Genomic DNA, 21,846 nt, shown 5'->3' with positions numbered 1-21,846 from the left:
GCCTGTTCTGAGACACTGACTTTAAAGGGAATGAGAGGTAGATGTAGGTAGGTTGAGTATTTTCAGCTAACTTACTTGAGCATTTTTAGCAGATAAGCACCATAGCCGCTCTTTACCAATGGTTCGGCTGCAGCTTTGAGTTGTTCTTTATTGATAAAGCCCATTCTGTAGGCTACCTCTTCAATACATCCGATCTTTAGTCCCTGGCGTTCTTCGATTACGTAAACAAACTGGCCGGCCTGCATCAATGAAGCAAAAGTGCCTGTATCTAACCAGGCTGTACCCCTGCTCAGCACACCTACCTTCAATTTACCTTGTTCCAGGTATACTTTATTTACATCTGTAATTTCATATTCACCCCGTGCGGAGGGTTTGATGTTTTTGGCGATCTCTACGACTGAATTGTCATAGAAATAAAGGCCGGGAACCGCATAGTCAGACTTTGGATGAAGAGGCTTCTCTTCAATAGATACTGCCTGATTCTCCTCATTAAACTCCACAACTCCATATCTTTCAGGATCGGAAACACGATATGCAAAAACAACTCCTCCATCAGGATCAGCACTCGATTGCAGTAACCTGGACATTCCATCACCATAAAAGATATTATCGCCAAGAACAAGGGCAACTTTATCATCACCAATAAAATCGGCCCCTATGACAAATGCCTGAGCAAGTCCATTGGGCTGTTCCTGTACCGCATAAGAAAACTCACAGCCAAGTCTGCTCCCATCACCCAACAACTTTTCAAAGTTTGGCAAATCGTGGGGGGTAGAAATAATCAATATCTCCCGGATCCCGGCAAGCATCAGGGTCGACAAGGGATAATAGATCATCGGCTTATCATAAACCGGCATCATTTGCTTGCTCATCACTAAGGTCAAAGGATGCAACCTTGTGCCACTTCCACCTGCTAAAATTATTCCTTTCAAGAGTTATATGGGTTAATTTATTTAAAATGTCATTTACAGATTTATCGTGCTTTAAGCCCAGAAATCTTAATCCTGACTTGAAGATACGTTTTCTTCCAGTTCTTTAAACCATTCTGCACCATATTTTCTAATCAGTGGTCCTTTCAGGAATTGGTATACCGGAACTTTCAATTCACGGCCAAAAGAACAAGCATCGCTACAGATATGCCAGCGGTCGTAGTTCAATACCTCAAATTCCGGATACTGTGTAACCCGGATAGGATACAGGTGACAGGAAATTGGCTTTTGCCAATTCACAAGCCCCTGCTCATAGCCCTTCTCTATTCCACACTTCGTGATGCCATTTTCAAAAGTAACATAGGCACATTCTTTATTCCCATCTACACAAGGTGTAGTCAGGTCGCCATCTGTATCCACGACAGAAGTACCATACTGTTCAATTGCTGCAATGCCTTTAGGCTCTAACAGATGTTGTATTTTTGGATATATTTCCGCCAGGATTGCCGTTTCCGCAACATCAAGAGGGGCTCCCGCATCACCTTCCACACAACATATCCCCTTGCATTTATTCAGATTGCACACGAAATTTTCCCTGATCAGGTCTTCATGTACCAAAGTATTTTGTACTTCTATCATTACTTATTTACTATAGCCAAAGGATATTTAAGTCCGCTGGCTGATTTAATTTCCATTATCACAGAACCCACCAATATTTCTACCTGGGCCTTTACAGGCACTCTGTTGCCATCATCAGTAACCCACAGGTACAATTTACTGTCCTTACGGAATATCCTGCCTGGCTTTATAGAGGGGCTAAATTTCAAACACTTTATTGTACCCAATTTAGTTTTAACTGTTTCCCGGCCTACAAACTGAATTTCCAGCTGACTGATCTCATCTCCAAGAAAGTAATTCAGCTTTACAAAATCACCGGCCTTCATTTTTGAGATGTCCAGGCTTCTGGCAAAATAATAAGAAGACACCAGGTCAAATGTTTGCTTTGTCGGGGTTTTATAAGTCCCTTTTGTGGCAACTACCCTCTGCTCATCCTGACTGAACCTTGCCTTATCTTGTCTTCTGTAGCTTCCCTCTCTAATGTTTTCCTGATAGAAATACGGCTTTAAATCCTTCTTATCTATATAAGAGTCGTAGTGATCCCTTATTTTGTAAAATACGTCAAAGGTACCTGAAGTCTGTCCGTCGACGCTCAATCGGTAAGTTGGGCTCCCGTCAAATTTAAGATCAGATTCCAGCACTTTCAGCGTGCCTTCGGCAGCTGTAATAAAGCCGTATTTCAATTTATAAGTTAGCACTTCTCCAGCCTGAAATACAGGATCCTTCACAAAAGGTAACTCCTGGGCAACACCTTTATAACTTAGGAATGCAGCAACAAAAAACAAAAACAACTTTCTCATACCTAAGCTAAAACAAAAAACAATCCAAAATTAATCCTTGCGCTTATAAATGGGAACCGTAGAGCAGGGCTCTCCATACATAATGCTTTTAACAACAGGTGTAAGTAAACTCGTAATTTCAACATAGGCAGACACAGGAAGTTCAATATCAGCACAGCCTTTTACCACTACCCGCTCGTTTTCAAATGCCCTAAGGTCTATTTTGGCCAGTGCTTTTGTGAATAGCACGGTCTCCAATGTTTCCAGACTACCAAATACGATTTCATTGGCAAATGGTTTCATTTTGTTGGCCAGCAACATATAGGCCCATGTCGGCACAATTGCATCTGCAGTACAGGTAATGGCTACATTTTTGTCAGCGTAGGCCGACCAGTCATGAGTCTTGATGAACTCCCTGAAATCCTTTTCTCTGAGCATTAACCCATGAAAAAGATTATCCTTGATGTCATAGACCAACCTTTCTCCCTGATGAAGATATTCCTCCAGATTAAGAGTGATCAAACCGCTAGCCGCTACTTTATTAACAAAATTCTCCTGAATGTCCATGATGTTATACTGAAAACAATGGGTTCCTAAAAATAAAAAAACCGGAAGCAACAATTACCTCCGGTTACAAAATTACGTAAAATAAGATTAATAGAATTTCACCCTATTGTCTTTTATCTTGCTTTTATCTTTTAACGCCTGGAAAGCCGATCCTAAAGATCGTTGACCCGACACTTGCATCATTGCTTCTTTTTGCTTGTAAGTGTTTGCCAATGGAGCTGGATTGGTAAATCCATCTATTACAAAAGCGAATACGCCGCTTTCTCCGTCTACCGCTTTAGAAAGCTTACCTGGCTGTGAACCGAAAACAGCACCTACCAGCTTATTTTCCTGAGCTAAACCAGGAATAATAGGATTGGCAAATACCATGTTGGTAACCGGAGCTGCCACCTGACCTACTTTCTGAGCCACCTGATCAATCGACACAGCACCTTTTAATGCGTTGTCCAGTTTCTCTTTAAGCATTTTTGCTTTAACAGCAGTTCTAACCATTGGTTCGATGTCTTTCTTCACTGCTTCAAGAGGTAATGTACCTTCAGGTTTGACGTCAGTCACACGAGCAACAACGAAACCATTGTCCATTGAATAAACCTCATCCAGGATATCACCTTTATCTGCTGAATAAGCATCACGGATTAACTGACGTGGATTATCCAAGCCTGGCGCAAAGCCCTGAGTTGGAGTGATCTTATCAGCAACACCTACCGTATATCCTTTTTTCTGAGCCAGTTCAGCGAAGTTACCTGATTTCGCTTCATTAAGGAAAGCGCTCGCTTTTTTATAAGCAGCATCTTTAGTTTTATTACTTGAGCTTAAGCTTTTCTCGATATAAGCGAGCTTGGCTACTTTAGAAGAACCTATTTGTTTTTCTATCTTGATCAGGTGAACCCCAAATTGAGATTGAACCACTTTCAGGTCCCCAACACTTCCGTCAAATGCTGCGTTCTCAAATTCAGCAACCATTTGCCCTCTTGTGAAAGTTCCCAGTTCGCCACCTTTATCTTTAGATCCGTCAACACTATATTGCTGAGCAAGCGTTGCGAAACTCGCACCTTTTTGAATCAATCCTTTCAATGAGTCAGCTAGTTTTTTAGCTTTATCAACACCGCCCAACTTACTTGGATCGATTAAGATATGACTTGCCTTAACTGAATCAGGAGAAAAACGTGTGTTGATCACCTTTACGATTTTATAAGAGTTACCTGAAAACTTAGGACCATAAAAACTACCTGCAGGTAAATTGAATACTACTGAGTCAACAGCAGGATCCAGTTTGCCTTTCGTGATGTAAGTATATGGCACTTTAACATCAGAGTTATTCGCTGCAAATAAAGAATCATTTGCTGAAGTTCTGAAATCTGCCGCAAGTTTATCAACCTGAGTTTTAACAGCTGTAGAATCTGCTGCGGTAGGATTTACACTAAAAGAAACATATTCAAACGTACGGGTCTCCGTAGGATTCTCGAAACGTTTTTTATTTGCATTGTAGTAATCCGAATAATCTGATTCTGTCAGTTTAACACTTGCATCCTTAACTGATGAGTATGGAAGTGTTACATATTTGAAATTAGCCAGTTTATTACGATTGATGTATTCATCGTTAGCCTCAAGCGTAGTTACGTAAACTGAATTGTTAACCAGTTTAGCATATTTTTGCTGTAATGCCTGTTTTTCAATTTCTACTTCAAGAGATTTCAGTTGAGGTGCTACTCTTGGATCTTTATACCCATCTTTAAAAGTTCTGATTACTTGTGCACGATCAACTTGTCCAGTCTGAGGGTTACCAAAGTACTGCACGATAAGCGGACTTGGATTATTTCCCTGGATCAAATCATTCAGTTCGTCAGAAGAAACAGTTAAACCTAAACGGTTATATTCTTTTCCAAGTAAAACATTAGCAATCTCACCTTGCCACACATTATCAACAGCCATAGCCTGCATCTGCGAATTGCCAGCACCACCGTACTGTTGTTTGTATTGAGCTAGACTCTGCTCAACTTTGCCGCTAAACTCGTCTATGTTGATATCTTGTCCATCAATTGAACCTACAACTTTTTGAGATTCCGCCCAAAAAGGCTTACCTGCCTGAATTGCGTCACCAACTAAAAATGCAACAATTGCAAAACCGATGGCTCCAATCAGGATATAGCCCGCACGATTCCGCAAAAATGTCATTAATCCCATAATATTCTTATTTATAATTTTTTTTAAGAGGGCGCAAGATACAACTTTTGCTAAAAAAAGAAAATATTAAATTGTATTTGAATAAGTATTTAAAAATTAAGGAAATAACAGCATTCAGACATCCTACTTCCCGAAACCATCCGGAATATAGGTCTCGCCATTTCCATTAGACCAGTTGATCAGATTGAAGTCCTCCGTAGCACTAAAATCAACTGCATTCAGAACAGTTCCATCAGCCTTTGTAATGACGCCACTGGGAGAAAAAAACATCTTTTTATTCTGGTCCCAAACCAGTTCCTCTGTATTGAAAGTCAGTTTTTCATTTACGACAATCACATTACGCCTAAAAGTTGCAGTCTTCTCTGTATCCCTCATAATGGCATAATCAGAAGTAATGGAGCCTTTGATTTTCATCTGCTCATCAATAAAATTGATCTTTACGCCTTTTGGCATTTCCTGGTAAACAGCGCCATTTGCAGGTGTTACTTTATCCAGCACCGGAGCAAATCCCTGTGCCTTTACCTTTGCAGAATCACTGTAAATGATGTCCACCTTTATCGTGCGGTCGACATTCAGGGCAACCTTTTTAGACAAACGCGCGGCCTTTTTCAGATCATCTTCAGCACAGGAGCTCAGGCAAAGCTGGATCAGGCAAAGTATAACACTGCAATATATTATACCACGGGAATTCATTAATCGAATCTAAATCGTGTAAACCAACGGTCGTTTAGCGTAAATCCTAAGTGAAAATTAATATAGCTTTCCTGAATTAATCCATTGGTTGATTTTCCTCTTCTTCCCAGTTCAGTTGTAAAGTTCATCTTATAAAAAGAATACCTGTTTGGAGCCAAAGGTAATCCAAAACCAAGTGTAACAGCCATCTGCTTCACATCCTGCTCGTTCAACTGGATATAGGTCTTATCATATTGAAAACCAAAACGATAATCTACACGCTTGAAATAACTTCCTATAGAGGTAATATCCGGAGTGATTTGCGCGCCAGTTGAAAAACCCCAGCTATCTTGTAATCCCTGGTTGGTGTTATCAATATTCAACTTAGACCATTGTCCCATTCTATAATCTGCACCAAACATCCATTTATTGTCTTTCTGAATCGAAAATCCAAAATTATGGATTAAAGGGAGTTTTAATTTCGCAGAGCTGTTCTCGTTAACGAGCACCGTATCAAATGCTGCCTGCTCCTCGCCCACTGCATCTCTGAAATATTGTGTCACCACAAAGGTTTTGGTAGAATTAACTTTTGAAGGAGAGGAACCTGAGTATCCCAGGGTGATCCTGCTTTTGCTACTCAGAGGAATATCATACTGCAACCCGTAAGAAAATCCGATACCACCTATGCTATTTTTATTTTGTTGTCTGTTATTGATAGATGGCGATGCCTGAAGTTCTATCGATCTATTTTCCTGAAGATTTCCGAAAAGATATTCCACATTGGCCCCTATTCTGAAATGATCACCAAACTGCTGACCAATACCAAAATAAGCTTTTGTTAAACCACCTTCTCCTGAATACAGGGCATTATAAGAATTGGTGTCAGTTGCGCTGTATTTCTCAACAGAAGAGAATTCGTAACCAAGTTCAGTATACGGCAATATACCTACACTGATAGCAGATTTACCGGACTTTAACGGAAATGCCATGGCAACGTGACTTAACGTCGAGTTGAAGCTGGCTTCCCCGATCCCGTTCTTCTTTACTTCAGTAAAACCGGCAGACATCCCCATATCCAGTGTAGTCATGGTAATTCCAGTATATGAAGCCGGATTCTGCATATTTATATTGCTATAAATACTTGGTTTATAAACACCAGTAGAAATTCCTCCCATGGCTCTGAACTGAGGAAGTAATGATCCCCTCACATTTCCAAGGCCATATTTTGAGTAAGGCGACTGCGTGGTAACCTGTGCTTTAACAGAAATAGTTGTTAGCAATATTAATACTGCTGCTATATAATTAATCTTTTTGTACATATTCAAATGCAATGACTTCGTTTAATCCTTTTAATACCAAATAAGGATCGTGTATAATTTGAGGCGCAAAGATGCTCTTTTTTAATTGCACTAGCAAAAAAGCCGCATCACCACCTGTTATTAATACCCTAAGGGCCTTATTTCTTTTATTCTGATTGGCTATAAACCCTTCAATCTCATTAACTATCCCTTGTAATACCCCATTTTTTATGGCCGATTCCGTATCAGTTCCATCCGGTATCACCTCATCTTCCCTCTCCCATTTCACCAAAGGCAAACGCCCTGTATAATGATTCAATGCTTTAAAACGCATATGTACGCCCAGACTGATACTACCTCCAAAATATTCACTTTCTCCGGTAAGCAGATCATAAGTAATACATGTTCCGGCGTCAAGCATAAAACAGTTCATCTTAGGATAATAATGATGAGCTGCGACAACCTTAGCCCATCTGTCTAATCCCAAAGTAGCTAATGTTTTGTAGTAATTCTTAATCCCAGGATTGAAAGCCGTTGAGAATTCTACATAGTTCGTCCGCTGTTTAAGCACCTCAATTATTTCCGAAAACTCATCAGCTACGCTCGAAATGGTAGAATTACTTATATTATATTGTTCAATTAGGTTGGCCAGCGCAGATGTGGTAATTTGTCTTAAGCTTTGGTAATGAATCAACTCCCTGTTGTTAAAAACAGCAAGTTTTCCATTAGTATTGCCAATATCCAGAACAAGATTATGCATTAGCCATTCTCAACTTCATCCCACAAAGCTATTAATCTTTAGCAAGTTTCGAGCCTTCAAATTGTTAAAAAAAGTTAAACAAACAAAAAGTACTGTATAGCAAAAACCAATATCAGAAACAAGCTTTCGTAAAACCAACGCTTTTTAGCATTTGAGAAGTAATAGGCCAAAAGCACTGCACCGGGAGGAACACATAGCAGGAAATGATAGAGCCTGAAGTCTGGCTTGGTATAAAAGCTGACAATGCTGATGATAAACATAAAAAACAACATCTGGAAGGCCTTTCTTGTACTGATAAAACTCCTGAAGAAATTCTCCCGCAGCTGTAATGTAGCCAGTACGATCATTACAAAAACTGGCACCAGAACCAGGTAGTCATTATAATTGATTTTAAACACTGAAGGAAACTTATTAGCCAGCGGCAGCCATATCTTGTAAAACATCGAAAGATTGTCATTCCAATAATAGTAAACGCCTACAAAAAAGAATATGATCAGAAAACCGACCAGTCCGGAAACCCACTCCCTCCATGCAAAGGACCGGTATAAAAGCAGTGTAAACCATAGCATCGCCAGCATCACAATGAATGGAAAATAGATTAATGTACCTGCCGCAATGATCATCCCGATATCAAACATGATCATGATTGCATTTGGCGATTTGCCTATTTTCAAAAACTTATCCATCATCCAGATCAGTAAAAAATTACAGATCAGTGTAGGGCTCAGGATCAAAAATGGCATGAATAAACTTGCCGAAGTAATGTAAAGCAACGCAGGCAGGTAACCTGGTTTACTTAACAATCCATGATTATTTACTACCCTGTTGAACAAAATAGCCTGGATATAGATGATCACTCCTGCAAAGAAAACATTACCTGCAGGCGAGAAAGTATTTTGAATAGGAATCTGGATGAAGAACTTGGTATAGGGCTCTAAAAACTCAAACTGCAATACGGAAGGGAGATCCGCAAATATGGCCATACGCATAAAAAAAGTATATGCGAATAAGATCAGCAGGTTTATAGGGTTTAAATTTCTAAATTGATTAATCATGCCTGTATACAAAGGCAAAGTAAAGGAAATTATCTGGCAAACTGCTTTACAACTTTATCAATTACCGCTGCTGTTTCATCGGGAAAGAAAAACTGATGTTCCTGAGGCTTTGCCACCCAGTCTTTAATGATCGGCAACCAGTTTTTATTACTGCCCCATATCACCGGCAACCCGAATTGTTTTAATGCAAAAGCATTGCATTGTTGCTCATATTGAAATTTCATGGGTGCTACCAACAGCTTCTTCCCCATGTGCAAGGCTTCTGCGGGACCTTCGAAACCCCCGCCTGTAAACAACCCTTCACAAGATGCCAGGCTTTTATTAAACAACTCATTATTGACCGGATAAACCGCTACATTGCTATCTTTATAAGCTTCCTTTGTATGTTTTGAAAACACTTCCCATCTGATGTGAGGAATTTGTTTCAACACAGGTACCAGAAATTTATCGTCAATCGCCGGCAGATAGACAGTATAATGTCCGAGATTGGAAACAATCATCTTCCTGATTTCCGCACGGATCACAGGGGTATATATGAAATCATCATACCTGTCAAAATGAAAACCAACATAATGACTGGCAGGGGCATAATATTTCATCACCAATTGTGCCCAGTCAATACTCCTTGGCTTAGGTACCTTGCCCGATTGAAATGATGCCTGATGACTAAGTCCGACACTTTCTATCCCTTGTCTTTTGCAGGCCCATGCAGTTACGGGTTCAAAATCATTCAATATCAGGTTGTATTCCTTCAACGGAATGCTATTCATGTCTTTTACAAAACGGGGCAGGTTCATGGTCTTCCATGTCTCGTAATGGTTTACGCCGCCCTTCTTTCCAAAAATAAAGCTAAACCCATGTAACTGGTATTTGACCTGCTGGGTCAACTTTACGTCAGCCTGGGTACCACTGATCAGCAGATCAACCTCACCATATTGCTGCAACAAGGGCACAATTTCCCTTGCCCGGCTAATGTGACCGTTTCCTGTACCTTGAATGGCATATAGTATCTTCATCCGCACCGAATATCTGTAATTTTCGTTAAAATGTATTGTTTTTTTATAGGTTGCAAACCTTGATCGGGAGAATCTAAAGCATCTCTAATTTAATCTTTTGCAATAGTGTGCCGATATCAAGCTTGCTATGAAGATCTTCACTATCGGACAAAACCCCTTCTTCTACCTCATCTTTCTCAAAGTCCTTCTGGTCATATTTGAATATTTTCCATGACTGGTCATAATATTCCAAGGCAGTTAGGTTTTCTACCCAATCACCACTATTTAAATAAACTACAGATCCTTCTTCTGTGCTTATTGTTCGCATTTCAGGCTGATGGATGTGTCCGCATATGACATATCCATAACCCTTTTCCACTGCAAGTTCCGCAGCTGTATCCTCAAATTTATTGATAAACTTCACTGCATCTTTGAACTTTGCTTTGATCCGCTTTGAAAAACTCATTTTCTCCCTCCCAATGGCGGTTAAGAACCAATTTGTAAAACTATTGATTAAGATTAGCGTATCGTATCCTACAGCGCCCAGTTTAGCCAGCCATTTTGAATGCTGCATTGTTACATCGAATACGTCTCCATGAAAAAACCAGGCTTTTTTACCGTCGAGCTCTAGAATAAGCTTGTTTTGCAAGTGAAATGCCCCTATGTGCATGTCTGCAAATTTCCTCAGCAGCTCATCATGATTGCCAGTAAGGTAATAGACTGGTACGCCCTCCACCACAAATTTCATGAGTTTGCGAACCACCTTCATGTGGGTTTCGGGCCAGTAACGTTTGCTAAATTGCCAGACATCGATAATGTCGCCGTTCAGCACCAACATTTTAGGTTTTATACTCTTAAGATATTTCAACAATTCCTTGGCGTGACAGCCATAAGTACCAAGGTGTACATCAGAAATTACTGCAATATCTACTTCTCTCTTAGACATCATCTTCATCCATTGTCAGTTCATACGGCCCAAAGAAGAAAGCGATGATCACGATCAGGCATACTATAAAAAACAATTCCAGCATAGGGATATTAGTTTATCCAACAAATATGCAACCCATAGATTAATAAGCCGTTAAGAAGATGTTATCGTATTTCTTATCTATGCAAATTAAAGCTAATTGGAATATTATATTTCACACGAACCGGCACCCCACGCTGTTTGCCTGGAATCCATCCGCGAGATGCCTGCACGACACGAACTGCTTCCTGATCTAAAGACGGGTAAACACCACGTTCTACTTTGACATCATCGACCGTCCCATCCGCATCCACAAAAAAACTTAAAACAACCTTTCCGGAAGCACTATCTCTCTGCGCATCCATCGGATATTTTAACCGCGCGGACACATAATCATAAAAAGCATTAATTCCGCCGTTGTAACTCGGGATCCGCCAATACAGCGTATAAATAGGACTTCCCGTCCTTGATGCTTTCTCCAGAAAGGAATTTGCCTTTCAAATATTTTTCTTTGTAGGAATAATTTCCGGCTTTAGTAACAAAAGTCTATATCCCGTCTTTTTCGCCACCTATATAATCTAATTGAACAATCGATATTAAAATTTTTAACGTGCAAAAGTAAATGGCATATTGAGCATCGTTCGTACAGGAATTCCATTCTGTTTTCCCGGAATCCATTTCGGTGAACCTTTCATAATTCTAAGCGCTTCCTTATCGAGAGACTGACTCACGCTTTTGATAACTTTAAATCCACTAAGACTTCCATCAGCCTCCACTACAAAACTAACAGAAACGCTTCCCGTAATCTGTTGTTTAAATGCATCTTCAGGATAACGAATAGACTTTTGTACATACGTATAAAATCCACCCATTCCCCCTTCAAAAGTAGGTACTTCCTCCACAAATGTATAGGTATAAGATTTCCCGTTCTGAAGGCTTTCTCCAGAGATAAGCTTCCCTTTTAAATACTTCTCTTTGAATGAAAAATCCCCGGGAGCACCGGCTCCCGACCAATCGCCTTCTTTAAATCCTCCCACAACTGTACCCTCCTGAACAATACCTGATTCACCGGGTTTCAACTTCTGTTTAAAATATCCATTTCCATTCTCTACCATTACACCATCAACAGAATCGGCATAGTAGACCAGGCGATAGGGTAACATTCTTGAGTCAGGTATAACAGCCGGTGTTGACACAACTGTATTTATACTGTCGTAATCTAATATCATATTTACTTTACCATCGCTAAAGTAAAATAAACGATGATGCACCGGATAACCGTTTTTATAGTTGGTCAAAGATTCTTTCCCGCCACTTTTCCTATACCTTAACGTTTGTCCTTCATAAACCAGCCTCGGTTCAAATGCGGAAACTTCACCACGGGTCTTTGGCTTACCGTTAATGTAATCCTCTAGTAATGGGAAGTTTGCACTTGCGGAATCCGGTTCCTGTATCACTCGCACAAAATCCGCACTATCTCTGGATTGCACTTCCTTTCCATCATTGGTAAAAAAGTAAATATTCTGTTTTTTTTGAGCATTTACCAGACTGGTAAAGCCTAACAAAGTGAGGATGAGCGCAATTCTTTTCATATCACAAATCTAAAATTTCAGGATAAAATAAAAAATAAATCATTACAAAATCCTATAAACCCAAAAAGGGGCTATTGATAAACAATAAGCCCCTTTTCTATAACTAAATATTAGCTACGCTACTTTCTTCTTTTTATTTTCGCTATAAAAAGCAAAACCAAGACCGGCCAATAACAATATAGATCCAGCCAGAGATATTTTCTCGCCCATATAGTAAGATACCGGCTCAAATTTAAATTCAACTTTATGGTTTCCAGCCTCTAGCTGTGCTGCACGCAGCACATAATCAGCTCTGAAATAAGGTTTTTGTTTGCCGTCCACATACATATTCCAGCCTTTGTCATAATAGATTTCAGAGAATACTGCTATGATATCCCTTGGCGCACTGTAAGAATACACCAGGTGATCTGGATGATAGCTTTCCAGCTTGATTGATGCTGTAGGATCTGCGCCTACACGTTTAGCATCAATTAAATTTCTATATCTGATGTCAACAATAGCTTCTTTTTTAGGATCAAAGCTGTTAATTGCCTTCATTTCTTCATCAGCATCTTTTGCAAATTGTACATTTTGTACAATCCATGCATGACCTGCAGCTGTTTCATTACGCTGCATTTTATAAGAACCATTTTGTGGATCCTTCGTGATGATATATTTGGTGTTCAGCATATCCAGTACATCCTGATTGATGCTTTTTGAAAACTGCTTTTCAATAAGCTCCTGATAGCGCTTCAACTTAGCAGCATGATAACCACCCACTGTTTTGTGGAACTGTGAAGTACTGGCCTCTGAAAATGTGTTAACAGCTAAATCCAACACCCTGAAGTCAGGATCTTTATCAGACATGATAAATGTATCCACATCACGCGGCTGAATCTGATTCTCCAAATCGATCTTACTAACGAAATTGCTATTGTTCAGATAACGGCGGTCAACCTGCCACATGTCAATTAAGACAGCCAGTCCCAACAAAATGAAAACGAAGTTCGCTGTCATTTTTTTTGTGATCAAAGCCCATATCAAACCGAATCCTACCAATATAAACAGGAATGCACGAATTGCATCTGCACGGGCGATTGCAATCCTGTCCTCAACCAATGCATTGGCGATTCTATGTGCCATCTCCGCATTGTTCTGAAGGCCCTGCGTCAGTGCCTGTACAATTTCATTATGGTTATTTGTCTTAAAACTAAAGAACAAAGTAGGCACCAGGGCTACAATTAATGCAAATCCTCCCGTAATTCCTGCTGACCAGATTAGCTTTTTAATGACTTCCTTTTGATCCAGTTTAGTTTCCATAGCCTCCTTAACTGCCAGAAAAGCCAGCACAGGAACCATCAATCCTACTACTGCCAGGATAGATTCTACTGCTCTGAATTTGTTGTATAGCGGGAAATAGTCAAAAAACAAGTCAGATATAAACGGGAGGTTCTTTCCGAAAGACAATAGTAAAAACAAGATACTTGTTGCCAATATCCACCATTTCAAATGGCTTCTGACGATAAACAAACCAAATACAAAAAGGAAGCAGACAATGGCGCCAAAATAATAACCTCCGGAAGTACCTGGCTTCTCACCCCAGTATTGTTGCATTCCAAGATTTCCAGCTAAGTCCTGTATAATAGTGCCCGTTTGATTTGGATCACCTCCTGTAAGTTCAGAGACTGCTTTATACATATTACTTTCAGGCTTCACCAATTCAGTAATACTGGTTGCCCCTCCATAAAGGTCGGGTATCAAAAAGGTAAAGCTTTCTCCTACACCCTGACTCCATGCATAAGCATATTCCTTTTCTTTAGAAATCCCCTGTCCGGCCTCTGCTGCTACGCTGGTTAAATTAGATTTCCCTCTATTGGTCTCTTTCGCATATTCTGATGTGGTCCACAATAAACCAGCGTTCACCATCAATGCCAGTACCAGCGCCCCGGCAAGATAGCCAATAGACTTCCCTACCTGAGGTAATGTCTTGGCTTTATAAGCATGATAAATCTCTATTCCTATAAAAATGAGTATAGATATACCTAGATAATAAGTCATTTGGACGTGATTGGCCCTGATCTCTAATGCCAGGAACAATGCGGTTAGACTCGCACCCAGCAGCAACCTTCCCCTTAATGTCAACAGAATTCCGGCCAGAATTGGCGCAAAGAAGCCTATAGCCAATGCCTTATTACTGTGCCCTGTGGCCAGGAGCACAAAATTATACGTTGTAAAAGCAAAAGCAATTGCTCCTACCGCGGCCAAAAATGGATTAAGCCGCAGTACGATAAACAGAAAATAAGTTCCAATTAGTAATAACAGAACTACTCCTGTAGGAGCAGGAAATGTTTTTGTGACCAGCTGTATTCCATAAGTAGCCCCATTGTACGCATGTTGCGCCCAGATCTGATAGGCAGGCATACCGCCAAACATTTGATTAGTCCAAAGTGGTGCCTTACCGTCTTTGGCTTTATAATCCATGATCTCCTTTTGCATGGCCTTAGCCTGGATCACATCACTTTGTGCGGGGGCTTTGCCTTGTAAAACAGGACTGAAATAGACGAAACAGATGATTACAAAAAATCCAATTATGGCCAGGTGTATGCCATTAGCTTTTAACCAGTTATTCATTAAGGTTTGTTTAAGATTCGAACTAACCCCAAACTTAGATAAAACTGTGAATCATTTACGAACTTTTCTAAAAAAAGTTACTTGACTTCTTCGTAATCTACAAAATCGCCCAATTTGTCGCTGTTACCCTTCTTTTCGGTCTTGGGTGGCATGTAATCTATAGATATGGAGCCCTCAGGCTTTGTACTTTGCTGACGTGACTGGTTTTGAGCTTTCTGCTGAACTTTACTAAACATCTTTGCTAAGACGACCGGAAACACCAATCGGAAAATAACTCTAAGCAGATAAAGCACCAACAACGTTATAAAGAAGAATTTTAATAGTACCATTCTTATATTTTAATATTTACAATTATGACGAATAAGCACATTTCTTATTACAGCGTCATGATGTTTATTGCATAACAATTACAATACCATCGGCTCAATTGTCATCCGTAATTGCCGCGACTCTGCCGATTTGTCCGTCTTCCAAGCGAACTTTAATCCCCCTCGAGTGATACGCGGCAGATGTCAACAGGTTTGCTACGATACCCCTGGTCAGCTTCCCGCTGCGCTGATCTTTCTTAAGGATAATATCCACTTCTAAACCGGGATATATATCTTTTCTATTCTTTCCGTCCATTACTATTAATACAATTATTACTTCTTCCCAAATCTTTCTTCAAACATTTTCTCCATTGCAAACATTTCGTCACGCAGCCTTGCCGCCAGCAAAAAATCCATGTCCTTTGCTGCCTTAGCCATGTCTTTACGCGTTTTATCAATAGATTTCTGCATTTCAGGCTTGGTCATATACTGCACAATTGGATCCGCAGCCATGCTCACCTCATCTACTTCTACGTAGGCTTTTGCCCTCGTATTGTTTTCAGAGAAATCTAGCATTGAGCTCTGTTCCATAATTTCCTCCCTGGTCTTGCCTACGGTTTTCGGGGTAATGCCATGCTCCAGATTATATGCAATCTGTTTTTCCCTTCTCCTGTTGGTTTCATCCATGGTCTTATCCATAGAATCAGTGATTTTATCTGCATACATGATCACTCTTCCCCTGTCGTTCCTCGCAGCTCTTCCAATCGTTTGGATCAGCGACCTTTCAGAACGTAAAAACCCTTCTTTGTCTGCATCCAGAATCGCAACCAGTGAGACCTCCGGAAGATCCAGTCCTTCTCTCAACAAGTTGATGCCGATCAAAACATCAAATTCACCCAACCTCAAGCCCCTCAATATCTCTACCCTTTCCAGTGTTTTCACCTCCGAGTGAATATAACGGCATTTGATGTTCAGCCTGTCCATATACTTGGTCAGTTCCTCGGCCATGCGTTTGGTTAGGGTAGTGACCAAAACACGGTCGCCCAGCTTGATGGTTTTATCAATCTCATCCAGAAGATCATCTACCTGGTTAATCGCCGGCCTCACTTCGATTAAAGGATCGAGCAAACCTGTAGGCCTGATCACCTGCTCTATCACAATACCTTCTGATTTTTGCAGTTCATAATCAGCTGGTGTAGCACTCACATAAATAGTCTGAGGGGCCAGACGCTCAAATTCATCAAAATTAAGCGGACGGTTATCCAATGCCGAAGGCAATCTGAACCCATATTCTACCAGCGACATTTTACGGGACCTGTCGCCGCCATACATGGCTCTGATCTGTGGCACCGTAACGTGGCTCTCATCAATCACCATCAGGTAATCATCCGGGAAATAATCCAGCAAGCAGAAGGGCCGCATTCCCGGTGCACGACCATCAAAGAATCTTGAATAATTCTCAATTCCCGAACAGTAGCCAAGCTCCTTCATCATTTCTATATCAAAATTTACCCTTTCTTCGAGCCGTTTTGCCTCCAGCAATTGCCTGTCGCCTATCAATTGATTCTTCCTGATCTCCAGTTCTTCCTGAATTCCCCAGATAGAAGAGTTAAACCTGTCCTTTGGCGTCACGAATAAATTCGCAGGATATATTGCCATATCCAGGATCTTTTCAATAGTTTTCCCGGTTACCGGGTCTATAATGCTCAATTCTTCTATGTCATCTCCAAAAAAGGAAACCCGGTAAGCATTGTCAAGGTAAGCTGGAAATATATCTACTGTATCTCCCTTTACCCTAAAAGTTCCGCGCTTAAATTCGTTTGTTGTACGTGCATACAGAATCTCTACCAAGCTGTGTAAAAATGAATTTCTGGAAATCCTTGTTCCCACAGAAAACCTGAATACAGATCTTGAGAAATCTTCAGGATTTCCCATACCATAAATGCAAGAGATAGAGGAAACCACGATTACATCTCTGCGGCCGGACATCAAAGCTGATGTCGTACGCAGCCGGAGTTTTTCAATCTCCTCATTGATGCTCAAATCCTTTTCAATATAGGTATTGGTACTCGGCATAAAAGCCTCAGGCTGGTAATAATCATAGTAAGACACGAAATAGTTTACCGCATTTTCCGGAAAGAATTGTTTAAATTCTCCGTAAAGCTGTGCGGCTAGTGTCTTATTATGACTCAGGATCAATGTTGGCTTCTGTGTTTGCTGAATCACATTGGCAACAGTAAATGTTTTACCTGATCCGGTAACTCCTAAAAGTGTCTGGTAATGTTCGTCGTTATTCACCCCCTCTACCAACTGTTTTATGGCATTGGGCTGATCCCCTGTCGGTTTATAATTAGAAACGATTTTAAACTCCATAGCTATCAAACTTAGATAAAAATTAGTAAATTTATACAGGCTTACCTCATCAAATTCTTGTAAAATGATATTCGAACTCAGTAAAACAAACTCTGTAGCTAATGTTTTCATTGCTGAACTTCGGGATGAGAACATCCAAAAGGATGCCATGCGTTTTCGCAGGAACATGGAACGGGTGGGTGAATGCTTTGCCTTTGAAATCAGTAAGGTCCTGCAATACACCAAAACTGAAACCCAAACTCCGCTGGGGGTTTCTCCAACGGTAAAATTGGAACAACAACCTGTTCTCGCAACAATATTAAGGGCAGGCTTACCTCTCCATAATGGGATGCTCAACGTCTTCGACCAGGCCGAATCTGCTTTCATCACTGCCTACCGCCGAAATCATAAAAGCGGCAGTTTTGAAATTCAGGTAGAAAACGTATCGTCCCCCGACCTCACAGATAAGATTGTGATCATGAGCGACCCCATGCTCGCGACCGGACTCAGCATGGTACTTTGTTGTAAAGAGCTGATCAGAAAATACAAGATCAGGGAACTTCATATTGTTTCTGTAATCGCCAGTTCGGAAGGCGTAAGGCATGTAAGGGCTAACCTGCCCAAAGCCAGGCTCTGGTTGGGCGCCATTGATGAAGAGATGACCAGTAAGGCCTATATCGTACCCGGATTGGGAGATGCAGGAGACCTTTCCTACGGAGTTAAACAATAATTTCCTCCTAATCGAAATACTTATTGCAACTTTGTACACTGGCACGCAAAAAGGCAATAATGATTAAACACATTTTTTTCGATTTAGATCATACCATCTGGGACTTTGACAGAAATGCACAGGAAACCCTGCTGGAACTTTATACGCAATACGAGCTGCATAAACTGGGGCTCAGCTCTGCCGAAGAATTTATTGCTACCTACACCGAAAACAACCATCTGCTTTGGGCTGAATATCATGTAGGCAAAATCACTAAAGATGTATTGAGATCTGAACGGTTTAGCAGAACATTCATTCAGCTGGGTATACACCCAGATAGTATACCGTCTAAATTTGAAGACGACTATGTCAGCCTTACACCCAGAAAAACAAATCTTTTTGCAGGATCAAAAGACGTGCTCAGCTATCTGCAAAAGAAATATACTTTACACATCATCTCCAATGGGTTTAAGGAATCAACCTTAACGAAAATGGAAGTATCCGGCCTTAATCCCTATTTCCAGAATGTCATTATTTCTGAAGATGTAGGCGTAAACAAACCCGATAAAGCCATTTTTGAATACGCACTCGATAAAGCTGCAGCCTTAAAACATGAAAGCATCATGATCGGTGATAGCATAGAAGCAGACATCAGAGGCGCACAAAACTACGGCATGAAGGCCATTTTCTTCAACCCTTTAAACAAAGAAATCCCCGCAGATGTAGAATGGCAGATCAACCATCTGGAAGAATTGCTGCAACATTTTTAATACTCAAGAAATTCTGGTATAGCCTTAGATGGAACAGCTGTACAAACAAACGAAACAAACATGAAAAAATTAACCTTTCTGGCCGCAGTACTTCTGCTCACAGTCAACGCCTTCGCTCAACGCTCTTCAAACTCCAAAGAACTTTTTATTGAACTTCGTGAACCTGGCATGTACACTGTGTATGTGAACGATGAAATGGCAGGTTCAGCAAAAGGCCGCTTCCGCTTTTACGACGTAGAAGCCACAGCGCCAACCATTACCATTATGGAAAACAACAGACAGGTCGTAAAAACATCACTGAACCTGGAATCTAATAGCCGCACCGTCGTGTCATATGACAAACAAGCGGGTTTCAGGGTGTTAAAGACCTTACCATTGTTTAGCAATAACCAATATGTCCTGGATAACTGGGACGGAAGCAATATACAAATGGGCAGACCGACAGACGGGAGGCCAACCAATGGCAGACCTTCATATGATGGTGATAGGCCTGCGAGACCGGCCGTTAACTACGCAATGTCCGACGCTTCTTTCAATGAGCTATTAGCTGTTGTAAAACGCGAGGACTTCGATGCGAACAAGGCCAAAATGATCAAAACAAGTCTCGCCGGCAATCGAATCAGCACAAATCAACTGGCAGCATTGGTAAAGATTATGGATTTTGACGGGAAAAAGCTGGAAGTAGCAAAACTTGGTTACGATAGCGTAATAGACAGACAAAACTTCTTTAAAATATATCCACTATTCGATTTTTCTACCAATAAGAACCAATTGATGGATTACGTAAGTAAAAGAGCTGCCAATCTTTAAGGCATGAGTGCTGCCAAAGAATATAGAAAAATCCAACAGATTGTTGCTTCATATGAATCGAGGTTAAAAGATATTGCGGAAGAGGTTTTTCAGCAGAGCCCTTCAACTGGCGGCTGGTCTTATAGTGAGGTCTATTTCCATATCTTCGACGCAAGCCTACTCGCTTTACAAACTATTGACGAGTGTATTGAGGGAAAAGGGGAAGTTAAGCCAACTGCATTTATTGTTAAAATGATCTTATTCTTTGGCAGTTTACCACCAGGTAAAAAATACAAAGCACCTAAAAGGCTTGCAGACCGTGTAAGGAAAATTGACAAGATTGAGGCTTTAAGCATGATCAGGCAATTCCGGAAGGAACTGGATGAAGTCTATTCGAAAATCAGAATGGCTGACAAAAACATCAAGACAAAGCATCCCCGGATGGGATATTTAAATGCCTTTCAATGGTTCAGATTTGTGCAAATTCACCTAAACCATCATTTAAAGCAGTTGATGCGGATTGACAAGAGCTTTTAAATTCACATCTTTGCATTGATGAAAATCCCCAATATACCCGGTTTCGATCAGAATGCCGTTGAGAAATACTTGAAAAACACTGGCTGGCTAATGGTAGCCCGCGTAGGTAGTTTAGGTATTAAAATACTCGTTGGGATTGCATTGGCCAATTACCTCCTCAAAACGCAATATGGAATGCTGAGCTATCAGACGGCTTTTGCTTCCTTTTTTATTGCTGCAGCAGCATTGGGGCTGGATGGCTTTGTTACCCGGGAACTACTTCGAAATCCGGAAAACAAGAATAAACTCCTTGGAACGGCCTTTATCTTAAAAATCATCGGTGGTGTTGCTATCCTCCCGCTAGTTTACCTTGCCTATCAAATCTTGACGCTACTTAAAACTCCTGAAACACCATTTTCATATTTGTTAATTGTGAGTTTTACCGGCATCATGCAGGCCTTTAATATCATCGATAGTTATTTCCAGTCCAGAACACAGGCAAAACACATTATGAAGGTGCAGATTGCCGCCAATCTCATCTCGGCAGGGGTTAAAATATTATTAATTCTATTAAACCTCAGTCTTCCCTGGTTTGTCTGCGCATTGCTGTTTGACGCTGTTTTACTTGCCCTAGGCTATCTGTATATTTATCAGAAAAATGCAGATTCAATAGTTAACTGGAAATTTGATGGCGCGACAGCCAGACACCTGCTTTCCAATTCCTGGCCCCTTGCATTTTCGGCTATTCTTGTTTCCATTTACATGAAGATCGATCAGCTCATGATCGACCAGTACCTGGGAAAATCTGCATTGGGAATTTATACTACCGTAGTACAACTAGCTGAATCATGGTATTTCATTCCTATAGCCATTGTCACTTCTATTTTTCCGGCCATTATGAACGCGAAAAGAGATGATCCGGAAAGGTACCTGAAAAGAACACAAAACTTATACGACCTTATGGTCTGGATCAGCCTCAGCCTTGCCATTTTCATCACTTTCACAGCACCGTTCATATACCGGATCGCTTACGCTACAACACCGGAATACTGGCCCGGTGCTCCAGTGCTTGCCATTCACATTTGGGCAGGTATATTTGTATTTCTGGGAACTGCAAGCGGACAAATACTGATTGCCGAAGGCCATGTGAAACTTTCCATGACGCGGACAATCGTAGGTGCGGTCGTAAACATAGGATTAAACATATTCTGGATTCCAAAATATGGGATTGCAGGAGCGGCGGCAGCGACACTCGTGGCTTATTTCTCTTCTACTTTCTGGATCTTAATGCTGCCGAAAACCAGACCTCAGGGCATCATGATGCTCAAATCGCTTTTCCTGATTACCCTTGTACAAAAAATAAAAACCCGGTAATC

Annotated in this window: 22 protein-coding genes; 5 read left to right on the top strand and 17 right to left on the bottom strand. The window is 40.8% G+C overall.

Annotation, left to right across the window (positions count from 1 at the left end):
* Positions 1–71: 71 nt before the first annotated feature.
* From rfbA to uvrB, 17 genes are all read right to left on the bottom strand, one after another.
* Entirely contained in the window at positions 72–932 is an 861-nt protein-coding gene (gene rfbA, locus FA047_RS15835) for a glucose-1-phosphate thymidylyltransferase RfbA (protein WP_136837044.1), read from the bottom strand.
* A gap of 66 nt (positions 933–998) precedes the next feature.
* Positions 999–1,568, bottom strand: a complete 570-nt coding sequence (locus tag FA047_RS15830) for a DUF3109 family protein (protein WP_136837043.1) — start codon at positions 1,566–1,568, stop codon at positions 999–1,001.
* A complete protein-coding gene (locus FA047_RS15825; protein ID WP_136837042.1) occupies positions 1,568–2,347 on the bottom strand; it encodes a DUF3108 domain-containing protein in 780 nt (259 codons plus the stop codon). Before FA047_RS15825 ends, FA047_RS15830 begins: the two co-directional genes overlap by 1 nt.
* A 30-nt stretch (positions 2,348–2,377) precedes the next feature.
* Positions 2,378–2,893 carry a DUF2480 family protein gene (locus FA047_RS15820; protein ID WP_136837041.1) on the bottom strand — a complete coding sequence of 172 codons (516 nt, stop codon included), beginning with the start codon at positions 2,891–2,893 and terminating at the stop codon, positions 2,378–2,380.
* 87 nt (positions 2,894–2,980) lie between these two features.
* The gene (locus FA047_RS15815) at positions 2,981–5,077 is read right to left on the bottom strand and encodes a peptidylprolyl isomerase (RefSeq protein WP_136837040.1); all 2,097 of its coding nucleotides are present in this window, start codon (positions 5,075–5,077) and stop codon (positions 2,981–2,983) included.
* 123 nt (positions 5,078–5,200) lie between these two features.
* A complete protein-coding gene (gene lptC, locus FA047_RS15810; protein WP_225872755.1) occupies positions 5,201–5,770 on the bottom strand; it encodes an LPS export ABC transporter periplasmic protein LptC in 570 nt (189 codons plus the stop codon).
* On the bottom strand, positions 5,770–7,068 hold the full coding sequence (locus FA047_RS15805) for a porin family protein (RefSeq protein ID WP_136837039.1): 1,299 nt from the start codon (positions 7,066–7,068) through the stop codon (positions 5,770–5,772). The genes lptC and FA047_RS15805 overlap by 1 nt, the downstream gene beginning before the upstream one ends.
* Positions 7,052–7,807 (bottom strand): type III pantothenate kinase, encoded by a 756-nt coding sequence (locus FA047_RS15800; protein WP_136837038.1) that lies wholly within the window; start codon positions 7,805–7,807, stop codon positions 7,052–7,054. Before FA047_RS15800 ends, FA047_RS15805 begins: the two co-directional genes overlap by 17 nt.
* Positions 7,808–7,881: 74 nt before the next feature.
* Complete coding sequence (locus FA047_RS15795; protein ID WP_136837037.1) at positions 7,882–8,862, bottom strand: DUF6427 family protein; 981 nt, start codon at positions 8,860–8,862, stop codon at positions 7,882–7,884.
* Positions 8,863–8,891: 29 nt separating this feature from the next.
* Complete coding sequence (locus tag FA047_RS15790; protein ID WP_136837036.1) at positions 8,892–9,878, bottom strand: glycosyltransferase family protein; 987 nt, start codon at positions 9,876–9,878, stop codon at positions 8,892–8,894.
* Between the two features lie 73 nt (positions 9,879–9,951).
* A complete protein-coding gene (locus FA047_RS15785; protein WP_136837125.1) occupies positions 9,952–10,803 on the bottom strand; it encodes a UDP-2,3-diacylglucosamine diphosphatase in 852 nt (283 codons plus the stop codon).
* 158 nt (positions 10,804–10,961) lie between these two features.
* The gene (locus FA047_RS15780) at positions 10,962–11,213 is read right to left on the bottom strand and encodes an energy transducer TonB (protein WP_262709996.1); all 252 of its coding nucleotides are present in this window, start codon (positions 11,211–11,213) and stop codon (positions 10,962–10,964) included.
* 216 nt (positions 11,214–11,429) lie between these two features.
* The gene (locus FA047_RS20700) at positions 11,430–12,416 is read right to left on the bottom strand and encodes an energy transducer TonB (RefSeq protein ID WP_205943324.1); all 987 of its coding nucleotides are present in this window, start codon (positions 12,414–12,416) and stop codon (positions 11,430–11,432) included.
* 114 nt (positions 12,417–12,530) lie between these two features.
* A complete protein-coding gene (locus FA047_RS15770) occupies positions 12,531–15,026 on the bottom strand; it encodes a YfhO family protein (protein ID WP_136837034.1) in 2,496 nt (831 codons plus the stop codon).
* Positions 15,027–15,103: 77 nt separating this feature from the next.
* Positions 15,104–15,355 carry a DUF4834 family protein gene (locus FA047_RS15765; protein WP_136837033.1) on the bottom strand — a complete coding sequence of 84 codons (252 nt, stop codon included), beginning with the start codon at positions 15,353–15,355 and terminating at the stop codon, positions 15,104–15,106.
* Between the two features lie 94 nt (positions 15,356–15,449).
* The gene (locus FA047_RS15760) at positions 15,450–15,650 is read right to left on the bottom strand and encodes a YwbE family protein (RefSeq protein ID WP_136837032.1); all 201 of its coding nucleotides are present in this window, start codon (positions 15,648–15,650) and stop codon (positions 15,450–15,452) included.
* A 17-nt stretch (positions 15,651–15,667) separates the two neighbouring features.
* Positions 15,668–17,707 (bottom strand): excinuclease ABC subunit UvrB, encoded by a 2,040-nt coding sequence (gene uvrB, locus FA047_RS15755; protein ID WP_136837031.1) that lies wholly within the window; start codon positions 17,705–17,707, stop codon positions 15,668–15,670.
* Between the two features lie 64 nt (positions 17,708–17,771).
* Here uvrB and upp point away from each other — a divergent pair, with 64 nt between their 5' ends.
* From upp to FA047_RS15730, 5 genes are read left to right on the top strand one after another with little or no spacing between them, the layout of a single operon-like run.
* Complete coding sequence (gene upp / locus FA047_RS15750) at positions 17,772–18,416, top strand: uracil phosphoribosyltransferase (protein WP_136837030.1); 645 nt, start codon at positions 17,772–17,774, stop codon at positions 18,414–18,416.
* A gap of 59 nt (positions 18,417–18,475) precedes the next feature.
* A complete protein-coding gene (locus FA047_RS15745; RefSeq protein ID WP_136837029.1) occupies positions 18,476–19,165 on the top strand; it encodes a YjjG family noncanonical pyrimidine nucleotidase in 690 nt (229 codons plus the stop codon).
* A 60-nt stretch (positions 19,166–19,225) separates the two neighbouring features.
* The gene (locus FA047_RS15740; protein WP_136837028.1) at positions 19,226–19,975 is read left to right on the top strand and encodes a DUF4476 domain-containing protein; all 750 of its coding nucleotides are present in this window, start codon (positions 19,226–19,228) and stop codon (positions 19,973–19,975) included.
* A 3-nt stretch (positions 19,976–19,978) separates the two neighbouring features.
* Positions 19,979–20,491, top strand: a complete 513-nt coding sequence (locus FA047_RS15735; RefSeq protein ID WP_136837027.1) for a DinB family protein — start codon at positions 19,979–19,981, stop codon at positions 20,489–20,491.
* Positions 20,492–20,509: 18 nt separating this feature from the next.
* Positions 20,510–21,844, top strand: coding sequence for a flippase (locus FA047_RS15730; RefSeq protein WP_136837026.1), 1,335 nt, complete (start codon positions 20,510–20,512; stop codon positions 21,842–21,844).
* The last annotated feature ends 2 nt before the right edge of the window (positions 21,845–21,846 follow it).

It is taken from the genome of Pedobacter frigoris (assembly GCF_005116445.1).
Lineage (GTDB): Bacteria > Bacteroidota > Bacteroidia > Sphingobacteriales > Sphingobacteriaceae > Pedobacter > Pedobacter frigoris.
Note: the sequence above shows the minus strand (reverse complement) of the source record. Positions and strands in the feature narration are given on the sequence as shown.